Origin of the sequence: Lysobacter enzymogenes, from assembly GCF_023617245.1 — a bacterium.
GTDB classification, from domain to species: Bacteria; Pseudomonadota; Gammaproteobacteria; order Xanthomonadales; family Xanthomonadaceae; genus Lysobacter; species Lysobacter yananisis.
Genome location: NZ_CP067396.1, coordinates 3226831 through 3249611, shown reverse-complemented (window position 1 = coordinate 3249611; position 22781 = coordinate 3226831). Strand labels below are relative to the sequence as shown.

Sequence of the window (22781 nt, the reverse complement as noted above, 5' to 3'; positions counted from 1 at the left end):
CTGCGAAAGCCCCTTGTTGCTCGCTGTGATTATCGTCTCAGTCGAAGCTGAACGAGTCAACCTGTGTTCATGCATCGACCGGCCGGGACCGACGCCGCGCGCGTCCTCAGCCGACCGTCCGCTCGAACGAGAACAGCCGCGCCAGCGGATGCGCGCGCCGCTCGATCCGCGCCCGCAACAACTCCGCGCCGATCATGCTGTAGGTGATGCCGTTGCCGCCGTAGGCCATCGCGAACAACACGCGCGGGCCGTGCTGCGGATGCGGGCCGAACCACGGCAGGCCGTCGGCGGTTTCGGCGAAGGTGCCGGCCCAGGCGAAGGCCGGCTGCAGTCGCAGGCGCGGGAAGCGCCGCTGCACCTGGCGGACCAGGCGCTGCGCGCGCGATTGCACGCGCCGGTCGCGCCGCGCCGGCAGGTCGATCGCGTCGTCGCAGCCGCCGACCACCAGCCGCCCGTCGCCGGTGCTGCGCAGGTACAGATACGGCCGCGCGGATTCCCACACCAAGGTCTCGCCCAGCGCCTGCAGGTCGTCTCCGTCGAGCGGATCGGTGACGAAGGCGTAGCTGCTGCGGTTGCGCGCCAGGCTTTGGTCGATCCAGTGCTGGCCGGCGTAGCCGGCGGCGACCACGACGCGGTCGGCGCGCACGCGCAGGCCCTCGCCGGTGCGCAGTTCGACCTTGCGCGAGGTCGCATGCAGCGTCTGGATGCGGGTGCGGTCGTAGACGCCGGCGCCGCGGCGGCGCAGGCGTGCGAGCAGGCGCGAGGTCATGCGGTAGGGATCGACCGCGGCGGCGCAATCGCTGAGGATCGCACCGGGCGCGCGCAGGCCGTAATCCGCCGCCAGCTCATCGGCGCCGAGCCAACGCAGCGCGAGCCCGTGGCGCGCGCGCAGCGCGGCTTCCTCGCGCAGCAGCGGCACGTGGCCGGCGCGGCTGGCGTAATAGAGGCTGCGCTGGCGGCGGAAGTCGACCCCGCGCAGGTCGGCGGCGACCTCGCCCAGGCGCTCCACCGCCGCGGCGCAGGCACGATACGCCAGCGCCGCCCGCGGCTCGCCGTAGCGTTGGCTCAGTTCGACCAGGTGGGTGTCGATCTCGTACTGCAGCAACGCGGTGCTGGCCGCCGTGCTGCCCCAGGCGATGTCGCGTTGTTCCAGCACCGCCACGTCGTGGCCGTGCGCGGCCAGTTCGTCGGCGATCAGCGCGCCGCTGATGCCGCCGCCGATCACCGCGATCTCGCAGTCCAGGTCCTCGCGCAGGCGCGGGAAGGCGTGCATGAGGCCGTTGCGGATCGCCCAGAATGGATAGCCGCTCTTGAGGTCCATGGCGCAACGAACGATGAGGGGACGGTCAGCTAAACCGCCGCGGCGTTCACGCGAGGTGACGCGCGCGGCGTCGGCCCGGCGGCGCAGACCGTGCCGCGCCGGCGATTCTGCGATGATCGGCGCGCGCACGCGTCGCGACGGGCGCGGGAGAAGACCGATGAGACTGCTGCTGGCCGGCGCCACCGGATTGGTCGGAAGCCATGCGCTGCGGCTGGCGCTGGCCGATCCGATGATCGAGCGGGTGATCGCGCCGACGCGGCGCGCGCTGCCGCCGCACCCGAAGCTGGAGGCGCCGCGGGTCGACTGGGACGCGCTGCCGGCCGACGCGCCGTGGTGGCGGGTCGATGCGGCGGTCTGCGCGCTCGGCACCACGATGCGCGCGGCCGGTTCGCGCGAGGCCTTCCGCAAGGTCGATTTCGATTATCCGCTGGCGATCGCGCGGGCCGCGCACCGCGCCGGCGCGCGCGCCTATGCGCTCAATTCCGCGCTCGGCGCCGATGCCGGCTCGCGCGTGTTCTACAACCGGGTCAAGGGCGAGCTGGAACAGGCGCTGGCCGGCGTCGGCTTCGATTCGCTGACCTATGTGCGCCCGGGGCTGATCGGCGGCGAGCGGCAGCAGTCGCGTCCCGGCGAAGCCGCCGCGACCGTGCTGCTGCGCGCGCTCGCGCCGGCGCTGCCGCGGCGCTGGCGGATCAATCCCGCCCCGCGCATCGCCCAGGCTTTGCTCGATGCCGCGGTGCAGGCCGCGCCCGGCGTGCATGCGGTCGGCTCCGAACGCTTGATTTGAGCGCGCAGCAAACCGATCCTGCCTGGCCCGGCGCGCGCCGGACCGATCCGTCCGACAGCCACCGCGGAGCCCGCATGTCCCCCATCCTCGCACCGGTCGCCCTGGCCAAGGCCTCGCGCCTGATCAACCACGGCCCGACCGTGCTGGTTTCGGCCCGCCACGACGGCGTCGACAACGTCATGGCCGCGGCCTGGGCCTGCGCGCTCGACTACGACCCGCCCAAGCTGACCGTGGTGATCGACAAGGCCACGCGCACGCGCGCGCTGATCGAGCGCAGCGGCGCGTTCGCGGTGCAGGTGCCGACCGCGGCGCAGGCGGCGATGACCCACCGGGTCGGCACCCACAGCCGCTCGGACGAGCCCGACAAGCTCGCCCGCGCCGGCGTCGGCCTGTTCGCCATCGACGGCCACGATTTGCCGTTCGTGGCCGGTTGCTCGGCGTGGATGGCCTGCCGGCTGATTCGCGAACCGCACAACCAGGAAACCTACGATCTGTTCATCGGCGAGATCGTCGGCGCCTGGTCCGATCCGCGCGCGTTCGCCGACGGGCATTGGCGGTTCGAGCACGCCGATCCCGCGCTGCGCAGCCTGCATTACATCGCCGGCGGGCATTTCTATGCGATCGGCGAGGCGATCGACGTCGCCGCGCAGGACGCGCCGGACTGAGCGCTCGCTCGCGACGCGCGCCCGCCGCCGCGGGCCTGGCCGCGACCCGCGCCCGGCGGTTTCAGCGCGGCAGCTGCGCGACCAATTCGACGAAATTGCGCGCCGGCGCCGAATCCAGTTCCGGCAGCTGCGCCAGAGCCAGCCGCGCGATCGGCTGCAGGCCGGCGATGTCGCGGTAGACGATGCCGGGCAGGGCGAAGCGGCGCATCGCCTCGGGCACGATCGCCACGCCCAGTTCGGCCGCGACCAGCGCCAGCGACGAGGCCAGTTGCGGCGCGTGCTGTCCGATGCGCGGTTCGAAGCCGGCGCGGCGGCAGGCGCCGAGGATGGCCTCGTGCAGGGTCGGGCCGACGTTGCGCGGGGTCAGGATCAGCGCGTCCTCGCGCAGTTCTTCCAGGCGGACCGACTTGCGCCGGCCGTCGCGCACCGCGGCGTGGCCGAGCGGCAGCGCGGCGATCATCGGTTCTTCCAGCAGCGCGTGCAGCAGCACGCCTTCGTTCTCGCTGCCGTCGTGGCGCAGGAACGCGAGGTCGAGGCTGCCGTCGCGCAGCTTGGCCGACAGGTGCGCGCTGTTGCTCTCTTCCAGGGTCAGCTCGACCTCGCCGTAGCGGCGGCGGAATTCGCGGATGGCCTGGGTGGTGAGCGGGGTGAGGATGGCCGAAGAAGTGAAGCCCAGGCGCAGCGCGCCGGTTTCGCCGCGCGCGGCGCGCTGCGCCTGGCGTACCGCGGCGCCGGCCTGTTCGGGCAGGCTGCGCACGCGTTCGCGGAAGGCGCGGCCGGCTTCGGTGAGTTCGGCGCCGTGCGGCACGCGCTGGAACAGGCGCGCGCCGATCTCGTTTTCCAGGTCGCGGATCTGCTGGCTCAGCGGCGGTTGTGCGATGCCCAGGCGCTGCGCTGCGCGGGTGAAGTTGCCTTCCTCGGCGACGGCGAGGAAGTAGCGGATGTGGCGCAGTTCCATCGTGGCCTCCGGATCGGCGCACGCCGCCGCCGTTATCCCTAAAAGATATGGATGGCTATCGTTTCATATATTGGACGAATGAAGGACGCGGCGCCATGCTGGCGCCATGAACGCATCTTCCGTCGTTGCCGCCGCCGCACCGCCCGAACCCGGCCTAGAGCGCGGCCTGGAGCGCGGCACCGCGGCCTATCGCCGCGCCAATCTGGCCCTGTTCCTGGCCGGCTGTTCGACCTTCTCGCTGCTGTATTGCGTGCAGCCGTTGCTGCCGGAGTTCGCCCGCGACTTCCGCCTGAGCCCGGCCTCGGCCTCGCTGGCGTTGTCGCTGAGCACCGCCGCGCTGGCGCTGGCGATCTTCGCCGCCGGCGCGCTGTCGCAGCAGATCTCGCGGCGCCGGCTGATGTTCGCCTCGATGGCGCTGGCCGCGGCCTGCAACCTGCTCGCCGCGGTCGCGCCGAGCTGGCCGTTGCTGCTGCTGGCGCGGCTGGCCGAAGGCGCGCTGCTCGGCGGCGTGCCGGCGGTGGCGATGGCGTATCTGGCCGAGGAAATGGACGCGCGCCACCTCAGCGGCGCGATGGGCCTGTACGTGGCCGGCACCGCGTTCGGCGGGATGATGGGGCGGGTCGGCATGGGCCTGCTGGTGGAGATCGGCGACTGGCGCACGGCGATGGCGATCATCGGCGGCACCGGCCTGGCCGCGGCGTTCGGCTTCGCCGCGTTGCTGCCGCCGTCGCGCCGGTTCGCGCCGCGCCGCGGCTTTGTGCTGCGGCAGCATCTGCATGCGTGGGCCGCGCACCTGCGCCATCCGGGGCTGTTGCGGCTGTTCGCGATCGGTTTCGTGCTGACCAGCGTGTTCGTGGCCTTGTTCAACTACGTCGGCTTCCGTCTCGCCGGCGCGCCTTACCGGCTGGGCCCGGCGCAGATCAGCCTGATCTTCCTGGCCTACGTGTTCGGCATGTTCGCCTCGCCGCTGGCCGGACGCCTGGCCGACCGCTTCGGCGGGCGCTGGCCGTTGGCCGCGGGGCTGGCGCTGATGGCGGTCGGCGCGCTGGTCACCCTGGCGCAGTCGCTGGCGGCGATCATCGCCGGCATCAGCCTGATCACCTTCGGTTACTTCGTCGGCCACTCGGTCGCCAGCGCCTGGGTCGGGCGGCTGGCGCGCAGCGACAAGGGCCACGCCTCGTCGCTGTACCTGTTGTTCTACTACTTCGGTTCCAGCATCACCGGCGCGCTCGGCGGCTGGGCCTGGCAGCACGGCGGCTGGGGCGGCGAGGTGGCCCTGACCGCGAGCCTGGCCGCGGCGGGTATCGTGCTGGCCTTGCGGGTGGATCGCGGAGAACGGCGCGCATGAGCGACAAGCAGGCCTTGCTGTTGTTGCCGGGATTGCTCTGCGACGAGCGCCTGTGGCGCGAGCAGATCCGCGACCTGGCCGATACCGCCGACATTGGGGTGCCCGACCTGACCCAGGACGACAGCGTCGCCGGCATGGCCGCGCGGGTGCTGGCGCAGGCGCCGCCGCGGTTCGCCCTGGCCGGCCTGTCGATGGGCGGCTACGTCGCGTTCGAAATCCTGCGCCAGCAACCGCAGCGGGTGCGCAAGCTGGCCTTGTTCGACACCAGCGCCGCGCCGGATTCGCCGCTGCGGGCGATGCAGCGCCGCGCCGGCCTGCGCCTGCTCGACCGCGGCCGCTTCGCCGGCGTGACCCAACAGTTGCTGCCGAGCCTGGTGCACGCGCAGCACGTCGACGGGCCGGTCGGCGCCGAGGTCCGGGCGATGGCGCAGCGGGTCGGCGCGCAGGCGTATCGGCGCCAGCAGATCGCGATCCTGGAACGGCCGGATTCGCGGCCGCTGCTGGCTTCGATCGAAGCGCCGACCCTGGTCGCGGTGGGCGAGGACGACCGGTTGACGCCGCCGGCCGCGGCCGAGGAGATTCACCGCGGCATCGCCGGCTCGGTGCTCGAACGCATCGCGCAGTGCGGACACTTGCCGATGATGGAGCGGCCGCAGGTCGCGACCGCCTTGTTGCGGCGCTGGCTGCAAGGGTGACACTGTGGGCGCCGCGCAGCGCGGCGCAAGGCTCGCGACGGAGAACGACGATGACCCCATCCGAACAGAATGCCGAACTGGACGCCGACGAACGCGAAGCGATGGCGCGGCTCAAACGACTGCGCGCGACCGATATAGACGCCGCGCGGACCGGCGATGAAGCGGCCGGCCTGGAAGCGCGTTTCGCCGGGCGCTGGAGCGCGGACCGGCGCTTGGCCGTGTACGGCACGCTGGCGCCGGGCGAACCCAATCACCATCATCTCAGCGAATTGCCGGGGCATTGGCGCCCCGGCACCGTGACCGGCGAACTGGTGCAGATCGGTTGGGGCGCGGACCTGGGTTATCCGGCGTTGCGCTGGTCAGCCGACGCCGGCGAGGTCGCGGTGCAGCTGTTCGCCAGCGAGGCCTTACCCGCGCACTGGGCGCGACTGGACGAGTTCGAGGGCGGACAGTACTTGCGCATCCTGGTGCCGGTACGCATGGCCGACGGGACGCTGGAAGTCGCGAATCTGTATGCGGCGCATCCCGATGCGCCGCGACCCGAGCAGCCGCAACCCGAGTAAACACGGCAGGCGCCCATGGCGACCTGCGCGATGATCGCGGCGCCCCTTGAAGGAGCGCCGCGATCCGCATGCCTGCCGCGTCCCCTGCCGCGGATCAGTGCTTCATCGCATGCTTGCGCTGGCTCATCTCGCGATGGCTCTCGCGCACCTGCGGCATCAGGCGTTCGACCGCCGCGCGCGCCGACGGGGCGACGTTGGGATCGCCCTGGACCTCGTTGAAGGCCTTGAGCAGGCGATCCTCGGATTCCTCCAGCTCGGCCACGTAGCCGTAGCGGGTGTCGCCGAGCGCGGCGCGCACGCGGCCGTAAACTTCCTGCATGGTGCCGACGAAGGTGCCGCTCTCGGCCGGCTTGCCGCCGCCGGCGGCGACTTCGGCGCTGAGCTGCGACACGATCGCGCCCTTGGCGGTGGACATGCGCAGGAACGTGCCGGCCAGTTCGGTGTCGCCGACCTTCTTGGCCGCTTCGGCGTAGAAATGCTCGCCGTCGCGGGCGATCTGGATCAGGTCGTTGAGGCTGTGTTCGGTCTTCTTGTCGGTCATTGCCGTCTCCTGCGTAGCGATGGGGAAGAAGGCCGACGCTGCGCGCATCGGTTGACCCGACTATCGCGGCCTCGCCATTAAACAGCCGTGACCCGCGAGTGATGAGTCCGCGCATGCAATCGCATCGCGATCACCGCGCGCTAACGCCGCGCTTACCGAATCTCGACATGCCATCCCGCCACGCTCGCGCGCATCACTTTCGGACAACGCGCGGCCGGTTAGACAAGGCGCAGGCCCAACGGAATTCAGGCATGGACTGGAGCGAGCAGTTGTGGGTGGTCGGCGGCGCGGCGTACGCGATGCTGCTCGGCGGCGCGATCGGATTCGAGCGCGAGTTGAAGAACCGACCCGCGGGATTCCGCACCCACATGCTGGTGGCCGGCGCGTCATCGCTGTTGATCGGCATGGGCCTGCTGGCGCTGAACGATCCGCGCTTCCGCATGCCGTTCCTGATCAACATGGACCCGATGCGCTTGGTCGAAGCGGTGATCGCGGGGGTGTCGTTCATCGGCGCCGGCACCATCTTCGCCTGGCGCGGCGGACGCGACATCGCCGGCATCACCACCGCCGCCTCGTTGCTGATGGCGGCGGTGATCGGCGCCTGCGCCGGATTACGCTATCACGTGCTGGCGCTGGCGGCGACGGCGTTGACCTTGCTGGTGCTGGTGGCGCTCAAGCGCGCCGAACGCGGGCTCGGGCTCAAGCCCAAGGCCGAGTCCGAATCTGAGTCCAAGGCCGAATCCGGGTCCCGATCCGGCGCAAGCCCGGATTCCACCACCGACCGGCGCTGAGCCTCAGCGCCGGCGCTTGCGCAGGAACGTCAGCGCTGCGCGCTCCCACTGGCGGCCGCTCGACGGCGTTCGCGCCGGCAGGGTCAGCCGGCCTTCGCGCCAGCCTTGCAGCACCGCCGGATGGATGTAGGACTTGCGGCAGATCGCCGGGGTGTTGCGCAGCAGTTGCGCGACTTCGGCCACGGCCTCGTTCTCGATCCGCGCGATCGCGCGTTCGTTGCGGCGGCCGTCGCGCCGCGGCGGCGGCAGCTCGGTCGAGGCGAACCGGCGGAACGCGGCCGCGGTCGCGCCCCAGGTGCGGAAGTCCTTGGCGGTGAAGTCCGCGCCCATGGCCTCGCGCAGGTACTCGTTGACGTCGCCGGAACCCACCGCCTGGCGGCCGCCGTCCTCGTCGAGGTACTGGAACAGCGCCTGGCCCGGCAATTGCCGGCAACGGCGCACCAGCCGCACCAGGCGCGCGTCGTCGAGCTCGATTTGCTGGCGCAGGCCGCCCTTGCCGCGGAACGCCAGCTGCGCGCGGCCGCCGCGCAACAACTGCAGGTGGCGCTTGCGCAGCGTGGTCAGGCCGAACGAGCCGTTGCTGCGCTGGTACTCGTCGTTGCCCACCCGCACCAGGGTGTGCGCCATCACCGCGACCACGATCGCCAGCACCTTGCTCCGCGGCAGCCCGGGCAGGGCGAGGTCGGCGCGCACGCGCCGGCGCAGCGCGGGCAGGGCGGCGGCGAAGGCGACGATGCGCTCGAACTTGCCGCGCTCGCGCAATGCGCGCCAGCGCGGGTGATAGCGGTATTGCTTGCGCCCGCGCGCATCGCGGCCGGTCGCCTGCAGGTGGCCGCGCGGATCGGCGCAGATCCACACCTCGGTATACGCCGGCGGGATCGCCAGCGCGCGGATGCGTTCGAGCTGGCGGGCCGCGCGCACCGGCCGCCCGCGCGCGTCGCGGTAGGCGAAGCCGCGGCCGGCGCGGCGGCGGCTGAAGCCGGGCTCGTCGTCGTCGACGTAGCGCAGGCCGGTGGCGGGGGGATCGCGGTCGGAGGTCGGAGAGGCCATGCGCCTGTGATACGGGGCAGCGCGTCAACGCGGCAGCAAGAACCCGCGGCGCGGCGGCGATTCGTGTCCAGCGCGCGCAATCGCGCGTCGGCGGCGATTGCGGCGGGCCTCGGCGCACGTCCGCTATTGCGATCCGTTCTCATTTGCTATGATGCGCCGCGTCAGCCGCTGCACCTGCAGTCAGCCAAACGTCTCCATCGGGCCGACTCTCGTGTACGCAGAAGGATCTCTGCGCGCTTTCGCGCGCTCTCCGCTTTCCCTTTCCCTCGCCCTGGCGCTGCTGCTGCCGTTCGCGGCGCATGCGGACGAGCCCGCCGAGGCCGCCGACGCGCAGACCCTCGACACCGTCCGGGTCAACGCCTACCGCACCACCACCCATTCCCAGGGCGCGACCAAGACCGACGCCTCGATCGCGCAGACGCCGCAGTCGATCGCGGTGATCGCGCGCGAGGAACTCGACGCGCGCGGCGTGCAGAACCTCAACGACGCCATGCGCTACGTCGCCGGGGTGTCGCTGGAAAGCAGCGGCATCGACAACCGCGTCGACGACTTCCGCATCCGCGGCTACGACGCCGGCAGCTGGAGCAACAACGTCACCCTCGACGGCCTGCGCGCGCCGCAGGGCGGACAGTGGAACCGGACCATGTTCGACACCTGGAACCTGGAGCGGGTGGAAGTGCTCAAGGGCCCGTCGGCGGTGATGTACGGCCAGGTCGCGCCAGGCGGCATGGTCAACCAGGTCAGCAAGACCCCGACGCCCGGGCAGCAGCAGTCGCTGCAGCTGGGCCTGGACGGGCATGGCCAGTACAGCGCGGCCTTCGACGTCGGCACCGGCACCGACGACGACGCGCACCTGGTCCGCCTGGTCGGCCTGTACCGCGACGGCGACACCCAGATCAAGCGCACCGAGCAGAAGCACTGGTTCCTCGCGCCCAGCTACACCTGGCAGATCGCCGAGCGCACCCGCCTGACCCTGCTCGGCGTGTACCAGAAGGACGACGGCGGCGCGACCTACCAGTTCCTGCCGATGGACGGCACCCTGCGCCCGACCCGCTACGGCCGGATGAAGAACACCACCTTCATCGGCGAGCCGAGCTGGAACACCTACGACCGCACCATCTGGACCGCGGGCTGGCTGTTCGAGCACGGCTTCAACGAGAACTGGACCCTGAGCCAGAGCGCGCGCCGCACCCACGTCGATTCGCTGTATCGCGGCGTGATCACCCTCGGCGCGCTGAGCGCGGACGGCCGCACCCAGAACCGCCGCGCCACCTACGGCGACGGCGATTCCGACGGCGACACCGTCGACACCCGCATCCAGGGCAAGTTCGTCACCGGCGCGATCGCGCACACGCTGCTGTTCGGCGTCGACTGGCAGAAGGCCGATTGGGCCGGCGGCCGCGGCGCGATGAGCAACCCGGCGCCGATCGACATCTTCCACCCGGTCTACACCGGCTACACCCCGGTGGTGCGTTCGGTCGGCCTGTCGCGCGGCACCAACGAGCAGACCGGCGCCTACCTGCAGGACCAGATGGCGTTCGGCAACTGGCGCGTGCTGTTGGGCGGCCGCTACGACCGCACCGACGACGATACCGCCACCGCGACCCGCACCGTCGCCACCGGCGTGGTCACGCCGTGGGTGCGCACGCGCCTCAAGAACGACGCCTTCACCGGCCGCGCCGGCGTGCTCTACGCCGCGCCGAGCGGTTGGTCGCCGTACCTGAGCTACGCCGAATCGTTCCAGCCGGCCACCACCGACATCAACCAGAGCTACACCCGCACGCCGTTCGACCCGATCACCGGCAAGCAGTGGGAGGGCGGGGTCAAGTTCCAGCCGTCCGGCTTCGACGGCCTGATCACGCTGTCGGCCTACGACCTGCGCCAGGAGAACATCCTGGTCGACGATCCCGACCCGACCCACGTCAACTGCGGCGCCAGCGGCGCGCTGCGCTGCCAGGCGCAGAGCGGCGAAGGCCGCGTGCGCGGCATGGAGCTGGAAGCGCGGGTGACGCCGCTGGAAGGCTTCAGCGTGATCGGCGCGGCCTCGCGCATGGATTCGGAAGTGACCAAGGGCGCGCCGGAACTGCGCGGCAAGCAACTGGCGCAGGTGCCGGAATGGACCGCGACCGCGTGGCTGGACTACACCTTCCACGCCGGCGCGCTGGAAGGCCTGGGCCTGGCCGCGGGCGTGCGCTACAACGGCGAGAGCTACGGCGACAGCGCCAACCTCTACCGCATCCCGTCCTACACCGTGTTCGACGCCGCGATCCGCTACCGCGTCGACACCGGCACGGGCCCGGCGACCCAGTTCGCGCTGAACATCGGCAACCTCAGCGACAAGACCTACATCTCCACCTGCGGCAGCGTGGCCTCGTGCTACTACGGCACCGGCCGCACCGTGGTCGCCAGCGTGCGGTTGAGCTGGTGACCCGTTTCGCCGCGAACATCGCGATGGCTCCCTGTAGGAGCGGCGCAAGCCGCGACCGCGGGGCGACCGTTCGCGGCGAAGCTGTCGATGTGTTGCGGATGCGGCAAACGCCTGCGTGCATTTCCCCGGCGCCTGCGACGACCGCGTCGCGGCTCGCGCCGCTCCTGCACGGAGCGAGCCGATGAATCCGTGGTGGGTGGTGCCGGCGATGGTCTTCGGCGTCGCCGGCGCGTGGCTGCTGTATCTGGCCTCGCCGCAACAACGCTGGCGCGCCGCGCCGCTGCGCGCGTGGCCCGGCGTCGCCTGCGCACTGTCGTCGTTGGCGCTGTTGTGGCCGGCGATGGGCGCGGCCGCGGCGGTGGCGATGTGGCTGACCGTGCTGATGCTGGTGACGACGCTGGCGCCGTTCCTCGGCGCCTGGCGCGCGCGTCGTCGCGAGGGGGCGGCATGAGCGGCGAACGCCTGCAGAGCCGGCACTGGCTGGGCAAGGGCTCGGCCGGGCTGATCCTCGGCTTCGGCCTGGCCTTGGCCTTGTCCGGCGTGTTCGCCTGGCTCGGCCCGGACGGCATCCACGGCGGAGGCGGCGGCAAGATCCAGTTCGTGATGTGGCTGATCGCGCCGCTGTGGTGCGCGGTGTTTTCGCTGGTGTTCCTGTTCCGCAGCAGCGCCCGCGCGTGGCTGTGGCTGGGCGCGGCCAATGCGCTGGCGTTCGCCGCGCTGGCCGCGCTGCGGTCGTGGGCGGGCTAGGGCGGGCAGGCGCGATGAAGATCCGCAGCGACATCGTCAAGGTCTACAAGGACGTGCACATCTGGGTCGGCATCGTCGCCGGCCTGATGCTGTTCGTGGCGTTCTACGGCGGCGCGATCACCATGTTCGAGAAGCCGTTGGAACGCTGGGCCACGCCGCCGGCGAGGCTGGCGCCGCCGGTACCTCTGGCGCGCGCCGACGATCTGGTCGCAGCGACGATCGCCGCGCATCCGCAAGCGGCCAAACATTATCTGGTGATGGTCGAAACCGCCGCCGACCAGCCGGCGCGGGTGATCTGGCGCGAGCCCGGCGCGCGCCGCCGCGAATTCGTCGACCACGGCGTCAGCTTCGGGCCCGGCGGCGAACTGCAGACCCAGCGCCTGGCCAAGGCGCCGGTGGCGCAGTTGATCGACACCCTGCACCAGAAGGTCGGCCTGCCGCTGCCGGATCCGGCAGCGCGCTGGATCATGGGCGCGGTGTCGCTGCTGTACGCGCTGGCCCTGGTCTCGGGCTTGATCGTGCTGCTGCCGACCCTGCTCAAGGACCTGTTCGCGCTGCGCATCGGCAAGAACATCAAGCGCCTGTGGCTGGACGTGCACAACGCGCTCGGCATCGTCAGCCTGCCGTTCCATCTGGTCATGGCGCTGACCTGCGTGGTGTTCGCCTTCCACGACGAGTTCTACGACGCGCAAGACAAGGCGGTGTACCCGCAGGGCATCCAGTGGGGGCGCGAAGAAGCCGCGCCGCCGCCGGCGCCCGGCGCGACGCCGCTGCCCGCGCAGGAACTGCTGCGGCGTGTGAACGAACAATTGCCCGGTTTCCGCGTGTTCGGCTTCGGCTTCGAGCAGCGCGACGGTCGCCTGGAAGCGCATGTGACCGGCCTGGACACGCGCTACGGCACCCGCGCGCGCACCTACGCCTCGACCCACCTCGACCCGTACACCGGACAGGTCGACCCGCACGATCTGCCGGGCCACATGGGCGGCTGGGATTCGGCGGTGAATACCTTCTTCATGCTCCACTTCGGCAGCTACGGCGGCAACACCGTGCGCTGGATGTACCTGCTGCTGGGCCTGGCCGGCGCGATGCTGTTCTACACCGGCAACCTGTTGTGGATCGAATCGCGGCGCAAGAAGGACCGCGGCCAGGGCGCGCCGGCGCAGACCCGCGCGGCGCGCGCGCTCGGCGCGCTGACGGTCGGGGTGAGCCTGGGCTGCGTGGCGGGCATCTCGGCCACGCTGGCGGCGACCAAGTGGCTGCCGGGCCGGGTCGGCGATCTCGGCGCATGGCACGAAGGCATTTACTACGCGGTGTTCGTCGCCGCGACCGCCTGGGCGTTCGCGCGCGGCGCGGCGCGCAGCGCGGTGGAACTGGCCTGGCTGTGCGCGGCGCTGACCCTGGCGATTCCGCTGTCGAGCCTGGCCGGCGCCTGCGGCCTCGGCGGCGCCTGGAACCACGCCGGCGCCGGCGCGGTGATCGATTGCGCCGCATTGGCCGCGGTGCCGGCGTTCGCGCTGATCGCGCTGCGCACGCGCCGGCGCCAGCAGCGCGGGCATGCCGACAGCATCTGGTCGACGCGCGAGGTCGCGCCGGCCGCGTCTTCGTGAGCGAATCCGTCATGCCCTCGCTTGAACCCACACGCGTATCCCGCCTCCCCGCACGGCTGCGGATGCTGGCCGGCACCGCCGCGCTCGCGCTGTGCCTGGCCACGTCGCCAGCGCTCGCGCAACCCGATCCGAACCAACGCATCGGCGCGACCGTGGCCGACGCGTCGTCGCCTCACTATCGCTTCGAGCGCTTCGTGGTCGCCGACGGCGAACGGCGCTGGCGCATCCATCTCGCGATCCCGCGCCAGCGCGCCGGCCGCGACGGATACGCGGCGCTGTACATGCTCGACGGCAACGCCGCGCTGATGGAGTTCGACGCGCCGCTGCTGGATCGGCTCGCCCGCGGCCGCGCGCCGGTGCTGGCGTTCGTCGGCTACGACAACGAACTGCGCATCGACGGCGCCGCGCGCACCCGCGACTACACGCCCAGCGCGGTCGACGACGGCCTGGGGCAGGGGCCGCGCGGCGGCGGCGCGGCCGCGTTCGCCGCCGCGCTGGCCGAACGCATCCAGCCCGAAGTGCGCCGCCGCGCGCGCATCGACCGCTCGCGCGAGGCGCTGTGGGGCCATTCGCTCGGCGGCCTGTTCGTGCTCGACCTGCTCTACACCCGCGCCGATGCGTTCGCGCAGTGGTTCCCGGCCAGCCCTTCGCTGTGGTGGGACAACGGCCGCGAGCTCGGCGCGCCCGAGCGGCAGTTCCTGCAAGGCGAACTGCGGCGGCCCGCGGGCGTGGCGATCATGCAGGGCGGAAGCGAACGCGCGCCGAACCGCGGCCCAGGCGACACCGCCCGCAGCGACGACCCGCGCGTGGCCGCGCACCGCGCCCGCATCGCCGCGGTGCCGGCCGATGCCGCGCAACAGTTGGCGCAACGGCTGCAGGCCAAGCCGGGCCTGCGCGCGTGTTATCGCGAATTCGCCGGACTGGGCCACGGCCCGATGCTGCGCGCCTCGGTGCGCGCGGCGGCGTTGGCGATGGCCGGCGATCCGGCCCGTGCCTGCGCGGACGCGCAAGATCCGTCGAGTCGCGACTTATCGAGTCGCGATCCAGCGCGCGAGGCAAGCGAATCCGCGCGCGCAGCGACATCACCGGTGGAACACTGAAGGGGATCGTTCGCCGGCTTGTTGCATCCAGGGCCCGGGCATAAGCTCGCGGAACCCGCCGTCGCGCCCGTCGCGCGGCGGCGTATCCGGCGCCGTTCGCGCGCCCTCGCATACCGGACTCCCCATGACCCGTCGCTCGCTGTCCTTGCTCATCGCCGCCGCGCTCGCCAGCGCGGCGCTCGCGGCCTGTTCGCGCCCGCCGGCCGACACCGCGCCCGCGGCCGCTCCTGCCGAGGTCGCTCCTGCCGAGGCCGCGAAGCCGGCCGAGCCGGCGCCGGCCGCCCCGGCGCCGTCGGCAAGCGCCGAAGACGTCCACGCGTTCAAGATCGGCCAGCTCTCGGCCTTCGCGCTCAAGGACGGCGACATCGACGTCGCCAACGACGGCAAGACCTTCGCCGTCGGCCGTCCGCCGGCCGACGTGGCGACGCTGCTGAGCGCCAACGGCCAGCCCACCGACGCCGTGCACCTGAGCATCCAGCCGTTGCTGGTGCGCAGCGGCGAGCGGGTGCTGCTGTTCGATACCGGCGCCGGCAACGCCTCGTTCGCCCGCGCCGGGCGCCTGCAGGCATCGCTGCGCAGCGCCGGCGTCGAGCCGGGCCAGGTCACCGACATCTTCATTTCCCACGCCCATCCCGATCACATCGGCGGTTTGCTGAGCGCCGACGGCGGGTTGGCGTTCGCCAACGCGGCCGTGCATCTGTCGGCGCCGGAGTGGGCCGCGCTGCAGGCGAACAAGGACAACGCCAAACTGGCCGCGGCGCTCGCGCCGAAGGTGCAGGCGTTCGCGCCGAACGCCGAACTGGTCCCGGGCACGGTCAAGGCGGTCGCGGTGGACGGCCACACCCCGGGCCACAGCGCCTACGAGATCGCATCGGGCGAAGAACGCCTGCTGTACATCGGCGATTCCGCGCACAGCTCGATCGTCTCGGTGCAGCGTCCGCAATGGACGATCCAGTTCGACGGCGACGCGCCCAAGGCCGAAGCCAGCCGCGTCGCCCTGCTCAAGCGCATCGCCGACGGCAATCTGCACGTGTACGCCGTGCACTTCCCGTTCCCGGGCCTGGGCCGGATCAAGGCGCAGGGCGAGGGCTTCGTGTGGGTGCCGGACGCGTGAGCCGGCCTCGCGGCGCCGCGACGACGGCGCCGCAACCGACGCTTGTCGGCCGCGTCGCGCCGCGCGCGGCGCGAGCCGGCTTCAATCCAGCGCGCTCGAGCCCAGCGGCCGGGCGCGCGGCGCCGGTCGCGACAGCACGTACGCGGCGCTCGCGGCGAAGCCCGCGCCGACCGCCAGCAGCAGCGTCAGCGACGGATGCGCGCCCCAGCAGAACAGCGCGAAGCCCAGCGCCATGCCGGCGCTGGCGAAACACTTGCCCTTGCGCGTGACCGCGCCCTGTTCGCGCCACAGCCGCAACGCCGGTCCATAGCGCGGATGCGCCAGCAGGCGCCGCTCGAACGTCGGCGAACTGCGGGCGAAGCAGGCGACGGCGAGGATCAGGAAGATCGTGGTCGGCATCACCGGCAGCAGCGCGCCGATCGCGCCCAGCGCGAGCATCAGCCAACCCAGGGCGAACCACAGCCAGCGCATCAGCGCGGCGCCGTCGGTTCGCCGCCGCGCGCGCTCATGCGAACTCGGCCTCGACGTGGCCGCGCACGCTGCGGAACGCGGCTTCGGCGCCGGCGACGACGTCACGCTCCTGCGCCGCGTCCAGCGCCGCCGAGTCGAGCGCGGCGGTGAACTCGCGCCAGTGCCGGGCCACGCCGTCGGGATGGGCGGCGAGGTGGCGGGCGCCGAATTCGCGGTCCAGCCCCAGCTTCGCGGCGAGCTTGTACAGCACGCTGCCGCCGAGGTTGGAGCCCTCGGCGACGTACAGCCAGCCCAGCGCCTGCGCCAGCGGCAGGCCGGCTTCGGCCTGGGGTCGCGCGGGCGTCGGCAGCGCCTGGCCGAGGTCGCGCAGGTCGCTGGCGATCTGGTCCAGGCGCCGGCGCCCGGCGAGGTCGGGCAGCAGCGCATCCAGGGCCGGGTGCGCGTACAGCGCGTCGATGTCGCGATGGAAGCGGTACTGCACGCGCACGAAACGGGCGAAGCGCCCGCGGTCGGCGAAGATGTCGCCGGCCATGATGCGGCGGTCGAGCCGGTCGTGGGTGGCACGGGTCGCGGCCTTGAGGCGTTGGCTGCGCGGCAGGTCGGTGAAGTCGCTGGCGAGGTCGTGGGCGGCCATGGAGGCGATCGGGCAGAAGACGGCGGACTTCCGCGTGGCGGAAGGAGTTCATATATCCAAGGACGTTCCGGGCGGCGGAACTCCCAACCCGCGCCAGCGCGCAAAGCGGTTGCCGGCCGATCCGGCAAGCTCCGCAGCGGCGTGCGCGGACCCGCGGCGTCTCCGGATTCGACGGTCGGCAGCGCCGTAGTCCCGGCCGCTGGCTCGTGCCGCGGGCGCGGCTAGCGGCCGTTGCGCGCGCGCAGATCCTCGATGCTGTCCGGCGCCAGCCACAGCAGCGTATTGAGGTAGTCCTCCAGGCAATCGATCAGGGATTGGCGCGGCCCCTGGCGCCAGGCGTCGGAGGAATAGAACGCGTCCTGCTGCGCGTTCAGTTGCGTGCGGTCGGCATAGGCGCGGATCAGGCAATAGCTCTCGTGCTCGTGGTCGCTGCTCACGAACGCGACCACGTCCATGCCGCTGGCGCGCAGCATCGGCAGCGTCTGCGCCATGGCGGCTTCGAAACGCGGGCCGTGGCCCGGCTTGAGGCGGTAGGTGCGGATTTCCACGAGTCGGGCGGGCGCTGGCGCGGTGGTCATGATCGCGATCTCCGGAACGCGGGCGGCGCGTGTTGCGGCGCATCGCGCGGGCACTATACCCCCGCCGCCGGTGCGCGCGGATCGCAGTACGGCATGATCGCGCGCACAGTTCATCTGCGTCGTGGTCGCGCAATCGAAACTTCATTGCACTTTCGTGCGTACGTCGTGGGCCCGCGCGCCGGCTTCGGCGTTGTATGGTGCCCGCGCGGCGAACCGCCGCGCGCAAGCGTAGGGAGGATTACGATGCAACGATTCAAGCTGATCGTATTGGGCGCGCTGCTGGCGGCCTCCGCCGGCACCGGCGCGGCCACCCAGACCCAGGGCTGCTTCTGCTCGACCATCTATTACGACGACGCCGGCAATACCGTCGGCGTGCGCCAGCCGGAGGCCTGCGGCGATCCGGGATACGGACCGACCACCAAGAAGTACAAAGTGGTCGCCGGCTGCGTCATGTAAGACGCGCGGCATCGATTCGAACGAAGCCGTCCGGCGTGGCCGGGCGGCTTCGTCGTTTGGCGGCCGCGCTCAACCCAGCGCGGTATCGAGCACCATCATCAGCACGAACCCGAGCATCAGCCCGGCGGTGGCGAAGCGCTCGTGCCCCTTGCGGTGCGATTCGGGAATGATCTCGTGGCTGATCACGAACAGCATCGCGCCCGCGGCGAAACCCAGGCCCCACGGCAGCAGCGCCTGCGAATGCCCGACCACGGCCGCGCCGAGCACCGCGCCGACCGGTTCGATCAGGCCGCTGGCCGCGCCGATGAACACCGCCAGCCCGCGTCCGTAGCCGGCCGCCAGCAACGCCACCGCGACCACCAGGCCTTCGGGCACGTCCTGGATGGCGATGCCGATCGCCAGCGCGTTGGCCCGCACCGCGCCCTCGTTGCCGGCGTAGCCGACGCCGATGGCCAGGCCCTCGGGCAGGTTGTGCAGGGCGACGGCGAATACGAACAGCCAAGTCCGGCGCAAGGTGCCCGGCGCCTGGCCTTCGCGGCCCTTGATGAAGTGCTCGTGCGGGACCAGCCGGTCGACCAGCATCAACGCCGCGCCGCCCAGCAGCACCGCCGCGCCGATCACCAGGCTGGCGCCGCGTTCGCCGCCGCCGAACCAGGTCGTCGTCTGCGCCGCGGCGAGGCCGGGAATGATCAGCGAGAACGCGCACGCCGCCAGCATCACCCCGGCGCCGAAGCCGAACAAGGTGTCCTGGGTGCGCTCGGACAGGCGCTGCGAGAACCACACCGGCAACGCGCCCAGCGCGGTCGCGGCGGCGGCGACCGCGCCGCCGACGAAGGCCTCGCGCACCGCCGGCATGCTGCCGAGCCAGCGCCACAGGTCCGACAGCATCGCCGCCGCGCCGAGCGCCAGGATCGCCACGCCGCACCATTGCGCCGGCGTCAGCCGGCGCAGGCCGTCGCGCTCGCCGGCCGCCGCGGATTGCCCGCGTTCAGCGCTGCGCCGCTGCATGACGTCTCGCCACTTCCGGCCAATGCACCACGTTGTAGAACGCGGCGATGTAGTCCGGGCGCCGGTTCTGGTACTGCAGGTAATACGCGTGTTCCCACACGTCGAGGCCGAGGATCGGGGTGGCGCCGGAACCGATCCCGCGCATCAGCGGGCTGTCCTGGTTGCCGCTGCTTTCCACCGCCAGGCGTCCGCCGGCGTCGACCGTCAGCCACGCCCAGCCGCTGCCGAAGCGGGTCAGCGCGGCCTTGGTGAAGGCGTCCTTGAACGCGTCGAAGCCGCCCAGTTGCGCATCGATCGCCTGCGCCAGCGCGCCGTCCGGCGCGCCGCCGCCGCCGTGCTCGGGCGGCGCCATGACCGTCCAGAACAGGCTGTGGTTGGCGTGGCCGCCGCCGTTGTTGCGCACCGGCAGGCGCAGCGCCTCGGGCAGGGCGTCGATGTCGGCGATCAGGGTTTCGGCCGGCACGTCTTCGTATTCGCCGCCTTTCACCGCGGCGTTGAGGTTGGCGATGTAGGTCTGGTGGTGGCGGCTGTGGTGGATCTCCATCGTCTTCGCGTCGATGTGCGGTTCCAGCGCGTCGTAGGCGTAGGGCAGGGCGGGAAGCTGGTGCGGCATGGTCGGTATCCGTGCGGGTGAAGAGATCAATGCGTGGCCGGGCCGGCGTCGCTGCGCGCCAGCGCCGCCGCGCTCTCGCGCAACGCGACCTGGGTGCGGGCGCAGACCCCGCGCGCGCTCTGCCAGTCGAGCAGGGCCAGGCGGGTGCGGCCGAGGTGGCGCAGCGCGCAGCGCCGCACGGCGTCGCCGGCGCGCGGGTCGCAGGCGATGCCGGTCAGCGCCTCATGCGCCAGGCACAGCTGCTCGCGCGCGCGCTCGGGATCGCGCTGGCGGCGATGGGTTTCGGCCAGGTTGTGGTGCGACACCACGCGCGCGGCGAGCAGTTCGTCGGGCGCGACGGCGAGCGCCGCGCGCCAATCCGGCGCATCGACGATGCGCAAGGCTTGCCGGTACAGGCGCTGGGCGTGGGCGAGCTGGCGCCGGTCGAACGCGGCGTTGGCCTGGCGGGTGAGTTCGCGCCACTGCGCGAGGGCGTCGCGCGCGGCGGTCTGTGCGGTGGCGGCGAGGGCTGGCTCTGGCGCCGGCGCGGATGGATCGGGCGCGGGCGAGGCGGGCGGAGATCGAGTACGCATGGGCGGCTCCTCGGTGACAAGGGGCCCTTTGCGTGACGACACGGTGCGTACTCAGGCGCGGGAATGATAGGCACGCCGCGCGCGCTACGTCCAGCCGCGCGGCGGCGCCGATCCTGTCGACGGCTTCGCAGTTTGCGCGAACGGGCGGCAGGCCCGCGTTCGCGCGCGACGCCCGCGTGCGTGTGCGTGCGTGTGCGGGCGTGTGCGTGCGCCGCGGCGGGTTTACTGCAGCGTCGCGTTGCGGTGCTGCTGCTGGTTCAGTTGCGGACCCGACGGATTGTTCTGTTCGTGGACGATCCGGTTCAGATCGACCGTGCTCTGGGCCAGCGACTGTTGCTTGGCGCCCTGGGCGTCGGCCCAGACGAACTGGTTGTTCTTCGGATCGCCCTGGATCGCGAACACCCGGGTGCCGTCCTCGCTTTGGGCGACGTGGTCGATGTTGAGGCGAAACTGGGTCGCGGCCACCGCCAGGGTACCGGCGACGTTGCTGCGTTCCTGCGCGGTCATGGCCTGGCCGAAGCCGGTTTGTTCCAGCTTCCCCAGCGCCTGGGTGTACGGCCCGTAGCCGGGCTGGCCGAAGTCGCTCATGAGCTGTTGCGGCGAGGGATAGTTGCGGCCGAGTTCGCGCAACTGCTGCTTGAGCTGCGGCGACAGCAGGCCGCCTTCTTCGCCGAGGAAGCCCTTGAACTCGCCGCGCTTTTCCGGCGCGATCTTCTCGTCGCGGTACTCGCCCGAGGCCTGGATCTCGAAGTCGTGCGAGCTGTTGACCCCGCGCGCGACCAGGCGCAGGTTGCTGGTGTCGTTGTAGCCGTCCAGCGCGTCGGCCTTGCTCAGCCCGCCGCGCCCGGCGTGCTTGGCCATCTCCGGGCCCAGCAGTTCGAACGGGATTTCGTGGTCGATGTCGAAGGCGTCGCGGGTGCACAGCTGGCCCGAGGCCTGGCAGAAGAACAGCGGCACCTTGCTCTTGTCGCCGGTCTGCGGATGGCGCACCTCGACTTCGCCGGCATAGCACTCCTGCAGCTTGGCCTGATACCACTTGCCCAGCACCGCCGCATCGAAGCTCAGGCCCGTGCGGCCGTCCTCCGGCTTCCACGGCTGCTCCATGGTGGTGCGCTTGCGCACGCTGCCGTCCACGTCCGGATCGAAGCCGGGCCGGTTGGTCTTGGGATCGAACGCGAAGCGGTCCTCGACCCACTGTTTCCATTCCGGCGAATCCGCGCCGTGGGTATCCAGCACGCGAAACGCGGCGTCGCGGGCGCGGTTCACCGGCGCCGGCAGCAGGCGCAGGTTGTCGACGTCGTTGTAAGCCATCATCGCCTCGGCCTGGCTTTTGACCCCGCGTTCGACGAAGTGGTCCTTCCACTGCGCGACGTGGTCGATGTCGAGCGCGTCGGCGCTGTGCCAGGTGCCGGTCTGCTCATGGTGGTAGAGCATCAGCGAGCCCTTGCCGGGCAAGGTCACCCCCTGCGGCGCCATGTGCTCGCTGGCCCAGCTGTTGTGCATGTATTCGGAGGTGGAGTCGTAGAAGCTCAGGCCCTTGCGGTTGCCGCTACCGTCCCAGTCGCGGTCCTGCAAAGCCTTGCCGTGGCGGGTCGGCGACAGGTCTTCCCAATGCACCAGGGTGACGGTTTCGCCGCTTTTCAGCGTCTTCTCTTCGAGGGTGAAGCCCATGAGGTTGCTCCCGTTGGCGGCGCGCGCGGCGCCGGGCGCCGCGCGCATGCAGTCCGGCGCGGCCATCGACGTGAGGCTTTACGCGCAAACCGCCGCGGGCCGGCCACACGGGCGGCGGCGAGGACGCGCAGCCGCTATCCTGTGCGCCCACGCAGTCAGGAACCGAATCGATGCGCCGTCTACTCGCCATCCTCCCGTTGTCGCTCGCCGTCGCGTCGTTCGCCGCCGCTGCCGCGCCGCCGCCGGCGCCGCAGCCGGTGTTCGACGTCCACGTCCATCTGCGCGAAGGTGAGGCCTCGCTGAAGACCTACGAGCGCGAAGTCGCCGACGCCAAGCTCAAGCTCGCCGGTTTCGCCGGCATGTGGTTCGGCGGCCCGCATCAGGCGCTGCAGGGCGATCCGGACGCGATCCGCCGCGCCAACGACGCCCACATCGCGCTCGCGGCCAAGCACCCGGAGATGCTGGCGGTGGCGACCGTGCATCCCTACGACGGCCAGGCGGCCATCGACGAACTCGCGCGCGTCGCTGGCCGCGGGGTCAAGGTGCTGAAGCTGCATCCGCACACGCAGCAATTCGACGCCGCCGATCCGCGCGTGCTGCCGCTGGTGCGCAAGGCCGGCGAGCTCGGCGTGGTGGTGCTGTTCGACAACGCCAACATCCTGCCCGGCGACAGCGAGCGCCTGTTCAATGTGGCCATCCAGGCGCCGAAGACCCGCTTCATCTTCGCCCATATCGGCGGCATGAACTTCCGCTTCTGGAACATATTGGCGCTGGCGCGCACCGCCGACGACTTCTTCGCCGACAACATCTTCTTCGACATTTCCGCCACCGCGGTGCTGATGGCCGACTCGCCGGTCGAGAAGGAGTTCGTCTGGACCCTACGCAACGTCGGCATCGGCCAGGTGCTGCTGGGTTCGGACTATCCGCAGCTGCCGCTGGCCAAGGCGGTCGATGCGCTCGACCGCCTGGACCTGACCGATGAGGAGAAGGAGAAGATCCGGATCGGCAACGCGCGCCGGCTGTTCGGCCTGCGCTGAGCCGGCCTGCACTGAGACAGTGGCGG

Annotated in this window: 25 protein-coding genes; 14 read left to right on the top strand and 11 right to left on the bottom strand. The window is 71.6% G+C overall.

Annotation, left to right across the window (positions count from 1 at the left end):
* Window positions 1-106 precede the first annotated feature (106 nt).
* The gene (locus tag JHW41_RS13405; RefSeq protein ID WP_250442589.1) at window positions 107-1321 is read right to left on the bottom strand and encodes an NAD(P)/FAD-dependent oxidoreductase; all 1215 of its coding nucleotides are present in this window, start codon (window positions 1319-1321) and stop codon (window positions 107-109) included.
* A 157-nt stretch (window positions 1322-1478) separates the two neighbouring features.
* Between JHW41_RS13405 and JHW41_RS13400 the strand changes: the two genes are divergently transcribed.
* Window positions 1479-2108, top strand: coding sequence for an NAD-dependent dehydratase (locus JHW41_RS13400; protein WP_250442587.1), 630 nt, complete (start codon window positions 1479-1481; stop codon window positions 2106-2108).
* Between the two features lie 74 nt (window positions 2109-2182).
* Complete coding sequence (locus tag JHW41_RS13395) at window positions 2183-2773, top strand: flavin reductase family protein (protein WP_078995722.1); 591 nt, start codon at window positions 2183-2185, stop codon at window positions 2771-2773.
* 61 nt (window positions 2774-2834) lie between these two features.
* On the opposite strand, the gene JHW41_RS13390 is transcribed toward JHW41_RS13395, so the two are convergent.
* Window positions 2835-3731 (bottom strand): LysR family transcriptional regulator, encoded by an 897-nt coding sequence (locus JHW41_RS13390; protein WP_250442585.1) that lies wholly within the window; start codon window positions 3729-3731, stop codon window positions 2835-2837.
* 106 nt (window positions 3732-3837) lie between these two features.
* Here JHW41_RS13390 and JHW41_RS13385 point away from each other — a divergent pair, with 106 nt between their 5' ends.
* Genes JHW41_RS13385 through JHW41_RS13375 form a run of 3 tightly spaced genes read left to right on the top strand, consistent with a single transcriptional unit; the run spans window position 3838 to window position 6337 of the window.
* The gene (locus tag JHW41_RS13385; RefSeq protein WP_250442583.1) at window positions 3838-5079 is read left to right on the top strand and encodes an MFS transporter; all 1242 of its coding nucleotides are present in this window, start codon (window positions 3838-3840) and stop codon (window positions 5077-5079) included.
* Entirely contained in the window at window positions 5076-5774 is a 699-nt protein-coding gene (locus tag JHW41_RS13380; protein ID WP_250442581.1) for an alpha/beta fold hydrolase, read from the top strand. Before JHW41_RS13385 ends, JHW41_RS13380 begins: the two co-directional genes overlap by 4 nt.
* Before the next feature lie 50 nt (window positions 5775-5824).
* Window positions 5825-6337: a gamma-glutamylcyclotransferase family protein gene (locus tag JHW41_RS13375; RefSeq protein WP_250442579.1), complete on the top strand. Its 513-nt coding sequence runs from the start codon at window positions 5825-5827 to the stop codon at window positions 6335-6337.
* 94 nt (window positions 6338-6431) lie between these two features.
* Here the strand turns inward: JHW41_RS13375 and JHW41_RS13370 are convergent, their stop codons facing one another.
* The gene (locus tag JHW41_RS13370; RefSeq protein WP_057947522.1) at window positions 6432-6878 is read right to left on the bottom strand and encodes a PA2169 family four-helix-bundle protein; all 447 of its coding nucleotides are present in this window, start codon (window positions 6876-6878) and stop codon (window positions 6432-6434) included.
* A 251-nt stretch (window positions 6879-7129) separates the two neighbouring features.
* Here JHW41_RS13370 and JHW41_RS13365 point away from each other — a divergent pair, with 251 nt between their 5' ends.
* The gene (locus JHW41_RS13365; RefSeq protein WP_250442577.1) at window positions 7130-7669 is read left to right on the top strand and encodes an MgtC/SapB family protein; all 540 of its coding nucleotides are present in this window, start codon (window positions 7130-7132) and stop codon (window positions 7667-7669) included.
* A gap of 3 nt (window positions 7670-7672) precedes the next feature.
* Here JHW41_RS13365 and JHW41_RS13360 read toward each other — a convergent pair whose 3' ends face one another.
* A complete protein-coding gene (locus tag JHW41_RS13360; protein WP_250442575.1) occupies window positions 7673-8719 on the bottom strand; it encodes a DNA topoisomerase IB in 1047 nt (348 codons plus the stop codon).
* A gap of 211 nt (window positions 8720-8930) precedes the next feature.
* Between JHW41_RS13360 and JHW41_RS13355 the strand changes: the two genes are divergently transcribed.
* The 6 genes from JHW41_RS13355 (at window position 8931) to JHW41_RS13330 (ending at window position 15715) form a co-directional block, all read left to right on the top strand.
* A complete protein-coding gene (locus JHW41_RS13355) occupies window positions 8931-11147 on the top strand; it encodes a TonB-dependent siderophore receptor (protein WP_250442573.1) in 2217 nt (738 codons plus the stop codon).
* Window positions 11148-11328: 181 nt separating this feature from the next.
* Window positions 11329-11598 carry a hypothetical protein gene (locus JHW41_RS13350; RefSeq protein ID WP_198944530.1) on the top strand — a complete coding sequence of 90 codons (270 nt, stop codon included), beginning with the start codon at window positions 11329-11331 and terminating at the stop codon, window positions 11596-11598.
* A complete protein-coding gene (locus tag JHW41_RS13345; protein ID WP_078995726.1) occupies window positions 11595-11894 on the top strand; it encodes a hypothetical protein in 300 nt (99 codons plus the stop codon). Before JHW41_RS13350 ends, JHW41_RS13345 begins: the two co-directional genes overlap by 4 nt.
* A 14-nt stretch (window positions 11895-11908) precedes the next feature.
* Window positions 11909-13501 carry a PepSY-associated TM helix domain-containing protein gene (locus tag JHW41_RS13340; protein WP_250442572.1) on the top strand — a complete coding sequence of 531 codons (1593 nt, stop codon included), beginning with the start codon at window positions 11909-11911 and terminating at the stop codon, window positions 13499-13501.
* 62 nt (window positions 13502-13563) lie between these two features.
* The gene (locus JHW41_RS13335; protein ID WP_250442570.1) at window positions 13564-14601 is read left to right on the top strand and encodes an alpha/beta hydrolase; all 1038 of its coding nucleotides are present in this window, start codon (window positions 13564-13566) and stop codon (window positions 14599-14601) included.
* Window positions 14602-14725: 124 nt separating this feature from the next.
* Window positions 14726-15715 carry an MBL fold metallo-hydrolase gene (locus JHW41_RS13330; protein WP_250442568.1) on the top strand — a complete coding sequence of 330 codons (990 nt, stop codon included), beginning with the start codon at window positions 14726-14728 and terminating at the stop codon, window positions 15713-15715.
* Window positions 15716-15796: 81 nt separating this feature from the next.
* Here JHW41_RS13330 and JHW41_RS13325 read toward each other — a convergent pair whose 3' ends face one another.
* From JHW41_RS13325 to JHW41_RS13315, 3 genes are all read right to left on the bottom strand, one after another.
* Window positions 15797-16186, bottom strand: a complete 390-nt coding sequence (locus JHW41_RS13325) for a YbaN family protein (protein ID WP_057947528.1) — start codon at window positions 16184-16186, stop codon at window positions 15797-15799.
* Between the two features lie 34 nt (window positions 16187-16220).
* The gene (locus JHW41_RS13320) at window positions 16221-16820 is read right to left on the bottom strand and encodes a biliverdin-producing heme oxygenase (RefSeq protein WP_250442566.1); all 600 of its coding nucleotides are present in this window, start codon (window positions 16818-16820) and stop codon (window positions 16221-16223) included.
* A 221-nt stretch (window positions 16821-17041) separates the two neighbouring features.
* Window positions 17042-17398 (bottom strand): NIPSNAP family protein, encoded by a 357-nt coding sequence (locus JHW41_RS13315; protein ID WP_250442563.1) that lies wholly within the window; start codon window positions 17396-17398, stop codon window positions 17042-17044.
* A gap of 243 nt (window positions 17399-17641) precedes the next feature.
* Here JHW41_RS13315 and JHW41_RS13310 point away from each other — a divergent pair, with 243 nt between their 5' ends.
* Window positions 17642-17854: a DUF6289 family protein gene (locus JHW41_RS13310; protein ID WP_057947531.1), complete on the top strand. Its 213-nt coding sequence runs from the start codon at window positions 17642-17644 to the stop codon at window positions 17852-17854.
* A gap of 69 nt (window positions 17855-17923) precedes the next feature.
* On the opposite strand, the gene JHW41_RS13305 is transcribed toward JHW41_RS13310, so the two are convergent.
* The 4 genes from JHW41_RS13305 to JHW41_RS13290 all read right to left on the bottom strand — a co-directional run bounded on the left by JHW41_RS13305 (window position 17924) and on the right by JHW41_RS13290 (window position 21718).
* A complete protein-coding gene (locus JHW41_RS13305; protein ID WP_250442561.1) occupies window positions 17924-18862 on the bottom strand; it encodes a ZIP family metal transporter in 939 nt (312 codons plus the stop codon).
* A complete protein-coding gene (locus JHW41_RS13300) occupies window positions 18843-19475 on the bottom strand; it encodes a superoxide dismutase (protein WP_250442559.1) in 633 nt (210 codons plus the stop codon). The genes JHW41_RS13305 and JHW41_RS13300 overlap by 20 nt, the downstream gene beginning before the upstream one ends.
* A gap of 26 nt (window positions 19476-19501) precedes the next feature.
* Window positions 19502-20047, bottom strand: coding sequence for a hypothetical protein (locus JHW41_RS13295; protein WP_250442557.1), 546 nt, complete (start codon window positions 20045-20047; stop codon window positions 19502-19504).
* A 222-nt stretch (window positions 20048-20269) separates the two neighbouring features.
* Window positions 20270-21718: an HNH/ENDO VII family nuclease gene (locus JHW41_RS13290; protein WP_250442556.1), complete on the bottom strand. Its 1449-nt coding sequence runs from the start codon at window positions 21716-21718 to the stop codon at window positions 20270-20272.
* A gap of 170 nt (window positions 21719-21888) precedes the next feature.
* Between JHW41_RS13290 and JHW41_RS13285 the strand changes: the two genes are divergently transcribed.
* Window positions 21889-22755: an amidohydrolase family protein gene (locus tag JHW41_RS13285; RefSeq protein WP_250442554.1), complete on the top strand. Its 867-nt coding sequence runs from the start codon at window positions 21889-21891 to the stop codon at window positions 22753-22755.
* Window positions 22756-22781 lie beyond the last annotated feature (26 nt).

What these genes read in the sequence shown, in the direction of transcription:
- JHW41_RS13405 (WP_250442589.1), bottom strand. Translation starts at nt 1,321, where the DNA reads ATGGACCTCAAGAGCGGCTATCCATTCTGGGCGATCCGCAACGGCCTC.
- JHW41_RS13400 (WP_250442587.1), top strand. Translation starts at nt 1,479, where the DNA reads ATGAGACTGCTGCTGGCCGGCGCCACCGGATTGGTCGGAAGCCATGCG.
- JHW41_RS13395 (WP_078995722.1), top strand. Translation starts at nt 2,183, where the DNA reads ATGTCCCCCATCCTCGCACCGGTCGCCCTGGCCAAGGCCTCGCGCCTG.
- JHW41_RS13390 (WP_250442585.1), bottom strand. Translation starts at nt 3,731, where the DNA reads ATGGAACTGCGCCACATCCGCTACTTCCTCGCCGTCGCCGAGGAAGGC.
- JHW41_RS13385 (WP_250442583.1), top strand. Translation starts at nt 3,838, where the DNA reads ATGAACGCATCTTCCGTCGTTGCCGCCGCCGCACCGCCCGAACCCGGC.
- JHW41_RS13380 (WP_250442581.1), top strand. Translation starts at nt 5,076, where the DNA reads ATGAGCGACAAGCAGGCCTTGCTGTTGTTGCCGGGATTGCTCTGCGAC.
- JHW41_RS13375 (WP_250442579.1), top strand. Translation starts at nt 5,825, where the DNA reads ATGACCCCATCCGAACAGAATGCCGAACTGGACGCCGACGAACGCGAA.
- JHW41_RS13370 (WP_057947522.1), bottom strand. Translation starts at nt 6,878, where the DNA reads ATGACCGACAAGAAGACCGAACACAGCCTCAACGACCTGATCCAGATC.
- JHW41_RS13365 (WP_250442577.1), top strand. Translation starts at nt 7,130, where the DNA reads ATGGACTGGAGCGAGCAGTTGTGGGTGGTCGGCGGCGCGGCGTACGCG.
- JHW41_RS13360 (WP_250442575.1), bottom strand. Translation starts at nt 8,719, where the DNA reads ATGGCCTCTCCGACCTCCGACCGCGATCCCCCCGCCACCGGCCTGCGC.
- JHW41_RS13350 (WP_198944530.1), top strand. Translation starts at nt 11,329, where the DNA reads ATGAATCCGTGGTGGGTGGTGCCGGCGATGGTCTTCGGCGTCGCCGGC.
- JHW41_RS13345 (WP_078995726.1), top strand. Translation starts at nt 11,595, where the DNA reads ATGAGCGGCGAACGCCTGCAGAGCCGGCACTGGCTGGGCAAGGGCTCG.
- JHW41_RS13340 (WP_250442572.1), top strand. Translation starts at nt 11,909, where the DNA reads ATGAAGATCCGCAGCGACATCGTCAAGGTCTACAAGGACGTGCACATC.
- JHW41_RS13335 (WP_250442570.1), top strand. Translation starts at nt 13,564, where the DNA reads ATGCTGGCCGGCACCGCCGCGCTCGCGCTGTGCCTGGCCACGTCGCCA.
- JHW41_RS13330 (WP_250442568.1), top strand. Translation starts at nt 14,726, where the DNA reads ATGACCCGTCGCTCGCTGTCCTTGCTCATCGCCGCCGCGCTCGCCAGC.
- JHW41_RS13325 (WP_057947528.1), bottom strand. Translation starts at nt 16,186, where the DNA reads ATGCGCTGGCTGTGGTTCGCCCTGGGTTGGCTGATGCTCGCGCTGGGC.
- JHW41_RS13320 (WP_250442566.1), bottom strand. Translation starts at nt 16,820, where the DNA reads ATGGCCGCCCACGACCTCGCCAGCGACTTCACCGACCTGCCGCGCAGC.
- JHW41_RS13315 (WP_250442563.1), bottom strand. Translation starts at nt 17,398, where the DNA reads ATGACCACCGCGCCAGCGCCCGCCCGACTCGTGGAAATCCGCACCTAC.
- JHW41_RS13310 (WP_057947531.1), top strand. Translation starts at nt 17,642, where the DNA reads ATGCAACGATTCAAGCTGATCGTATTGGGCGCGCTGCTGGCGGCCTCC.
- JHW41_RS13305 (WP_250442561.1), bottom strand. Translation starts at nt 18,862, where the DNA reads ATGCAGCGGCGCAGCGCTGAACGCGGGCAATCCGCGGCGGCCGGCGAG.
- JHW41_RS13300 (WP_250442559.1), bottom strand. Translation starts at nt 19,475, where the DNA reads ATGCCGCACCAGCTTCCCGCCCTGCCCTACGCCTACGACGCGCTGGAA.
- JHW41_RS13295 (WP_250442557.1), bottom strand. Translation starts at nt 20,047, where the DNA reads ATGCGTACTCGATCTCCGCCCGCCTCGCCCGCGCCCGATCCATCCGCG.
- JHW41_RS13290 (WP_250442556.1), bottom strand. Translation starts at nt 21,718, where the DNA reads ATGGGCTTCACCCTCGAAGAGAAGACGCTGAAAAGCGGCGAAACCGTC.
- JHW41_RS13285 (WP_250442554.1), top strand. Translation starts at nt 21,889, where the DNA reads ATGCGCCGTCTACTCGCCATCCTCCCGTTGTCGCTCGCCGTCGCGTCG.